Annotated in this window: 4 protein-coding genes; 2 read left to right on the top strand and 2 right to left on the bottom strand. The window is 59.0% G+C overall.

Translation table 11 applies throughout. From position 1 onward, the window contains the following. The first annotated feature begins 184 nt into the window (after nucleotides 1-184). Together ABJK70_RS18235 and ABJK70_RS18230 are read left to right on the top strand one after the other, a co-directional pair. Complete coding sequence (locus ABJK70_RS18235) at nucleotides 185-2,641, top strand: TonB-dependent receptor (protein WP_347258697.1); 2,457 nt, start codon at nucleotides 185-187, stop codon at nucleotides 2,639-2,641. Nucleotides 2,642-3,428: 787 nt separating this feature from the next. After that, nucleotides 3,429-4,652 (top strand): sialidase family protein, encoded by a 1,224-nt coding sequence (locus ABJK70_RS18230; RefSeq protein WP_347258696.1) that lies wholly within the window; start codon nucleotides 3,429-3,431, stop codon nucleotides 4,650-4,652. A 102-nt stretch (nucleotides 4,653-4,754) separates the two neighbouring features. Here ABJK70_RS18230 and ABJK70_RS18225 read toward each other — a convergent pair whose 3' ends face one another. Both ABJK70_RS18225 and smbP read right to left on the bottom strand, forming a co-directional pair. Further along, on the bottom strand, nucleotides 4,755-5,162 hold the full coding sequence (locus ABJK70_RS18225; protein ID WP_086133900.1) for a cytochrome c: 408 nt from the start codon (nucleotides 5,160-5,162) through the stop codon (nucleotides 4,755-4,757). 659 nt (nucleotides 5,163-5,821) lie between these two features. Further along, nucleotides 5,822-6,157 (bottom strand): small metal-binding protein SmbP, encoded by a 336-nt coding sequence (smbP, locus tag ABJK70_RS18220; protein ID WP_077732122.1) that lies wholly within the window; start codon nucleotides 6,155-6,157, stop codon nucleotides 5,822-5,824. Nucleotides 6,158-6,451 lie beyond the last annotated feature (294 nt).

Genomic DNA, 6,451 nt, shown 5'->3' with positions numbered 1-6,451 from the left:
GCTCTGGGTTCCAAATCGGGAAGCCGGAACTTCTCGACATGGGTCCTGAACCGGAGTTTGGGACCCAGCGTAAAATCCGCCGTCGGTTACGCCATGTGGTTTTTTTCTCCGACTCCGTCATAGCTCTCGTGGGCCGACTATTTTGCCCACCGAAAAAAAGCAAGAAGATCAGGAGAAAAACCGCATGTCCCAGCCGTCCCGACTCAGGAACGATCGGCCCCGCAACCAATGCCGCGTGCTGGTGTTCGGCCTGCCCTTACTGTCCGCCTTCACCGCCGGTGCCGCGGAAAACACCCGTTTCGACATTCCTCCGCAGCCTTTGAACAGCGCCTTGCTCGCATTCGGCAAACAGAGCGGACGGCAGCTTCTGTACGGTAGCGAAATGACGGAAGGCTTGAAAACGGGAGGACTCAAAGGCGAGTACCCGCCCGAAATAGCGCTGGACCGGCTGTTGGCCGGCACGCCGCTGACCTACAGCGTGACGCCCGGCGGCACGGTCACCCTCGCCCGAGCCGAAAAGCCCGCGCCCGCGGTCGATAGGCAAGAAGTGCAACTGTCCCCGATCATGGTGAAAGGCGAGGTGGTGACCGAGGAGGACGGCCAAAGCTATACCGTAACCCGCACCTCCACCGCCACCAAGACCGATACGCCGATCATGGATACACCCGTGTCGGTGCAGGCGGTCCCGCGAGCGGTGATGGACGATCAGAAAACCCCCGATTTAAAGGAAGCGCTCGAAAACGTGAGCAGCGTGCGCCCGCAACCTTCCTTGGGCGTATTCAACGGCTTCATCATCCGCGGTTTTCAGGACTTCAACCAATACCGGAACGGACTGAGGGTGGGCTTCACCAGCTTCGATACCGCCAACCTGCAGTCCCTGGAAGTACTGAAAGGCCCCGCCGGGGTGCTCTATGGCCGCATTCAGCCGGGCGGCCTGATCAACCTGACCACCAAGAAGCCGTTGGACCAGGCTTATTATTCTCTGGAGCAGCAGTTCGGCAACTTCGATTTTTACCGCACCCTCTGGGACGCAACCGGGCCGGTGACCCAGGATGGAGCGCTGCTCTACCGTTTTACCGGCGCTTATCAGGACAGCGACTCGTTTCGGGAGTTCCACACCATGAATCGGATTCAGGTCAACCCGAGCCTGACCTGGCGGATCAGCGACGCCACCGAAATCTCGATCGAGGTGGAAGGTTTCAACGAGGATCGGGAAATCGACTACGGCATCCCCGTCATCGGGAAACGCCCGGCACCCATTCCGATTCGCCGAGCGCTGGACGACCCGGACGATCCCGTCGACAACATCTCCAACGTCTACGTCGGTTTCAATCTCACCCACCGCTTCAACGATGACTGGACCTTGCGCAACCGTTTTCTGGCGCGGTATTACCATGCCGACAATCTGGACATCACGCCTTCGCCCCAGTTCGACGCTTCGGCCCTGCGCAGCGACAACCGCACGCTGGACCGCAACCTGTTTCACCAGCGGTCGGACCATGACGTCTACGCCACCAACCTGGATCTCACCGGAAAACTGGACCTGTGGGACACCGAACATGAAGTCCTGGTAGGCTTCGATTATTACCAGAACTCGGAAAAGTATCATGCACGCGGCGACTATTTTGCGGGCGATCCGGCGCTCGCCATCGATATATTCAACCCCAGCTACAACATAGACGCCGCCCTGTTCGACAAGGACCGCCTGGCGTTCCCACTCTACTCTCGCGCCGAGGAACAATGGTTCGGCGTCTACTTTCAGGACCACATCGTGCTCTGGGAAAAACTCCACATTATGGGCGGTGGTCGCTACGATTGGGCGACGATCGGACGCGGCTATTCGGACACTTCCTATTCCGCGGCGGACGACGCCCGACGGAACCGAAAGGATGACGAGTTCAGCCCGCGGGTGGGCATTCTCTACCAGCCTTGGTCCTGGTTGAGCATCTACGGCAACTGGGCGGAATCGTTCGGATCGAACAACAATATACCGGGCTTCGGGAATGTAACGCCGGAAACCGGCGAGCAGTACGAAGCCGGCGTCAAGACCGAATTCTTTGACGGCCGGATGACCGCGACTCTTGCCTTCTACAACATCAACAAGAAAAACATTCTCACCCCCGACCTCAGTACGGCCGATCCGACCGATAGCGACACCATCGGCGAGGCGCGGAGCAAAGGCATGGAACTGGACATTTCCGGAAGGATCACGGATTACGTCAGCCTGATCGGCAACTACGCCTACACGGACGCCGAGATCACCAAGGATAACTCGGACAACCAGGGCAATCGCATGCCGAATGTGCCCTACAACTCCGGAAGCCTGTGGCTCAAATACGACATCAACGGATTCGATGCGTCCAACGGATTTTCACTGGGGGTCGGGGTGTTCGCGGCCGGTCAGCGCGACGGAGACAACGAGAACACGTTCAAGATGCCAGGCTATGTGCGGCTCGACGCCGCCGCCGCTTACCGCTGGACCATGGGCCCGTCCCGCGTGACCGCGCAACTGAACCTGCGCAACCTGCTCGACAAAGCCTATTACGAGTCGACCGACCCGTTCGTGAATGTCGCGCCCAGGCTCGCGGTCGTACCTGCCTCGCCGTTTACGGTGCTGGGCTCGGTGCGGGTGGAGTTTTGAAGCAGATCTTTCTTTTTCCGCCGAGACTCAGACAGATGTCGACGGACCGTTCGGCAGCCGCTTCCTCTGCCCGTTAGGAACGGCCGGACGATCCCGACCCCGGAGATTGTAGCGCGACAGGCAAGCCGATCTTTCGCGGCTATGATCATGAAATAGCCCGTATGTCCGTTGCTTGCGGGATAAGGAATTTGCGCTCTGCTACGAGTGCTGCAATCGAAGTGTCGTGACTCGGGTTATGGCAGGGAATAAAAAACGGGATGTCGACTGAACGGCATCCCGATCGAATGAGGAGATCTCACGCACTCGTACGGTTGGGTCCCGGAGGAAAACCAATGACTGCTACGAGATGGGATTATCGTACGCCGCCTAAATCATTGATCCAATAGGGCATTTTGTCGCATGGACCATGCGGGATTTTACTCGGCGCAGTGCGGCAAATGCATTAATGGCCCGCCCTTCTAAAACCCAGTCCTTCCCTAAACCATTGAAATAACGATGAGATAATATCTGGCGCGAAGTTTGTTTCTATTTTTGTGCCGACTAGCGGTCAGCCTTTCCGAGCGCTTGGGAGTGCTCAGGGGAAAGGCTGGCCGCGACCACTCTGTGGATTTGTCCGGTTTTCAGCGACTTGTCTTTATTCCCCACACGTGGAATCGAGCAGGATATGGCTTCGAAAAGATATTCCACCTCCTCCAACTCCGGCCGAACCGTTGCAGCATGCCCAAGTTCCGAGTGTGCCATGTAAGCCATGGCCGGACGAATTAGCGCAAGACTCAAGGAAGTCACCATGAAAACGAAGCATTCGTTCTTTTCACGTTTTTTTGCGGGAGTGTTGTGGCTGGCTTCTTTTGCCGTAGCCCCCTCGATGGGGTCGGAAACGCTCGTGCGCGAAATCGATACTCCAGCGGCGCAGGGCAGCCGCCAACACCATCTGACTCAACTCGACCGAGAGCGGCTTTTGTTGAGCTGGGTGGAAGGCGACGAACAGTCGAGTCGCTTCCGTTTCGCCGTTCGCGAGCGCGGAATCTGGGCCGCGCCGCATACGGTCGTCGAGGGCCGCAACAAGTTCGCCGCGCCGCCGCTCGTGGTCGGACTGAAGGGTGGCGCATTGGCCGCGGTATGGATGACCTATCAGGACCGGGCGAAGGATCGCTACGCGGCCGACATTCATGTCTCGATATCCAAGGACGGCGGGCGCCAGTGGAGCAAACCGCAACGCCCCTACCCCGCCGCCGCTCGCATCTACGATGCCCAAATGTCCGCCGCTCCCCTGGAAAATGGTGGATTCGCGCTGGTGTGGACCGACCGGCGGCATCCGGATCGTTATCGCCTTATGGCCACGCTGATCGGTGCTGACGGACGCGCGAGCGCCGAAACGACGCTCGATCCCGACGTCTGCTCCTGTTGCGAGACCCGGACGGTAACCGATGGGAACACGCTATCGACGACTTACCGTGATCATCTCGCAGGCGAGCTCCGGGATATCGCCCTAATTCGCTGGAGCTCGGGCGGCATCCGTTCGAATGGAATCGTGCATGCCGACCGGTGGGCCATCGAGGGTTGTCCGAGCAACGGCCCCGCCGTGGCTTCGCAAGATGGACGGACGGTGGTCGCCTGGTTCACCGCAGCGGACGGCGTGGGGCGGGTAAAAGCGGCGTTTTCAGCCGACCAGGGCGCGCATTTCGGCGAACCCGTCGAACTTGGCGCCGATGCGAACGGCTACGTCGACACGCTGCTGTTGGAGGATGGTTCGGCTATCGCGGCTTGGCGGGGACGGGCGGGTCCAGACGAAGAACTGTGGATGGCCCGGCTGCGGCCAGACGGCACCCTGTTGGGTCGTACAAGCCTGTACCGCGGAGGATTCCCGCGTTGGCCGAGCCGCCATATCAGCCTGGCGCAGGCGGGCGATGAGATTTACGTAGCCTGGACCGATGTGGCGCAGCAGCGGGTGAGACTCGTCGGAACACCGGTGGCCGCCCTGACGGCGAATGCCGAAGATCTCGGGGAGTAACGAATCCATGAACGGCAGCGGTTTTGTCTCGACGGCGAACGCGGCCGGACGGATCGAGGCCGGTCTGCCATCGGGCTCCCCGGCCTCGTGGCGGTTTTCAGCCTACGGCATTTCCTGTAGTTCGCCGACGGGGATCGCCCCGTCCGAGCGGCCCTTCAGGTAAGCGTACAGGCCGTCGATCCCGTCGACCACCGCCTTGTTGCCGCTAAAAGCCGGCATGTTGTTGCGTCCGTTGAGCACGGTCGCTTTGAAATCTTCCGTGCTCATGTTCTTCAAGCCGGTCACCAGATTGGGAAAAGCGGCCCCTCCTTCCGCGGTCGGTCCATGGCAAGTCTCGCAGCGTTGGCGCTTGTAGAGTTTCCACCCATTGAAAGTCGCTTTGTCCACCGCTTTTCCTTCGACTTTATAAGGCGCTTCCGCATGAGCGATCGAGCAGACCGAAGCGGCAAGCACAAGCGCACCGGCTGCGGCCAGTCTCCTCAGAGCGAATAGCGTATCGATTCTTTGCATAAGGTCTCCTTTAGTATTGATTGAACAGCCAGGACGGATGCATTTTGATTCCTTCCCTGCCGGAAGCGCTGCAACGGCGCAAGAGCAACGGCAAAGCGTCTTTCTCTCATCGTTCCGCTCGCAAGGCCCCCCCTTTCGAGGAGAGCTCAATTTGCATCAGTCGCGATGGAATCGGCTCGATTCGCGAGTCGTCGGCTCCCGATTCGAACTCGGGCATACCCAACCCATGCAAAAAAACGGCGGATGGGAGAGCGATGCCGGGGAATACCTGGCACTCGTTCAATCATCCGCCACAGTACAAGTTGAGGTTATGCACCAAAAGTGATTACAAAATTGGTGCCAAACGCCGGAAGCCTTGCTGGCCAAGCATCGTGTGGCTTGGTCGCCCTGTTCTTCGGGAAGGAATTGAGGGCTGTCACCCAGTTGTGCGGGAACACACGCAATTCGAGAGAACCGATCCATGATGCGCAAGGGGAACGGCTGGAACGCTTTCCAGTTTGCTATGAGTCTTCGAGCGTAACCCCCTCAGGAGAGGGCTGTTCTGAGGTAAAGGTCGAGCGGCGCTCGCCGTTCTCGCCAAATGCCGCTTTTGAAGGTGTAGGGACAAAAAAAGCGGACAGAGAATGCGCACCTGCCCGCTTGCATTGAAGCGAAAGTTCTTATCTTGCCATTTTTAGATGCTTCAACGCTTCGTCGGAATGCTGGGCGGCGATATCGGCGTGTCCCATCTTGCCGTGCTCGACCGCCTGATTGAGGTGGTTGATCGCCTCTTTCACGTGCTTAGTCGCTTCATCGTGATACTTCTCGGCGGCCTTGGCATGGGTGAGCGCTTCTTCGGCATGCTGGGTCGCCTGTGGCGCATGATTATCCTGGCCGTGGGCCAGGGCCTGCGCCGCGTGCTCGATGGCCTGGTCCGTATGCGCGTCCCAGGCGTAAGCCATCCCGCTCGCAGTCAAAACCAACGCGCCCATCAATGGAATGATCTTCGTCTTCATTTTTGCCTCCTTAGGTGCTATTCATCGGAATCGACATGTCCTACCCCATGCCGTAAACAACACAGGGCACGCTAAGCCTAACAGAATCATAATGCCGCACGAAAGAGTGACATTAGTATCGAAACCGGGACACGAGAAACCGGGTATGTCGTCCGGGACAAAGCCCTTTTATTAACCCGGCCTATAAATATAGGCCGGGTTAATCCGGGGCAGGGATGCCCCGGCGCGGCGACAAGCCGCGTGAGCCCAGGCCGGGCGTGTACCGGGCCTGGGCGGCGGCCCGAAATACCAGGA

The organism is Methylocaldum sp. (genome assembly GCF_039794385.1).
Lineage (GTDB): Bacteria > Pseudomonadota > Gammaproteobacteria > Methylococcales > Methylococcaceae > Methylocaldum.
Note: the sequence above shows the minus strand (reverse complement) of the source record. Positions and strands in the feature narration are given on the sequence as shown.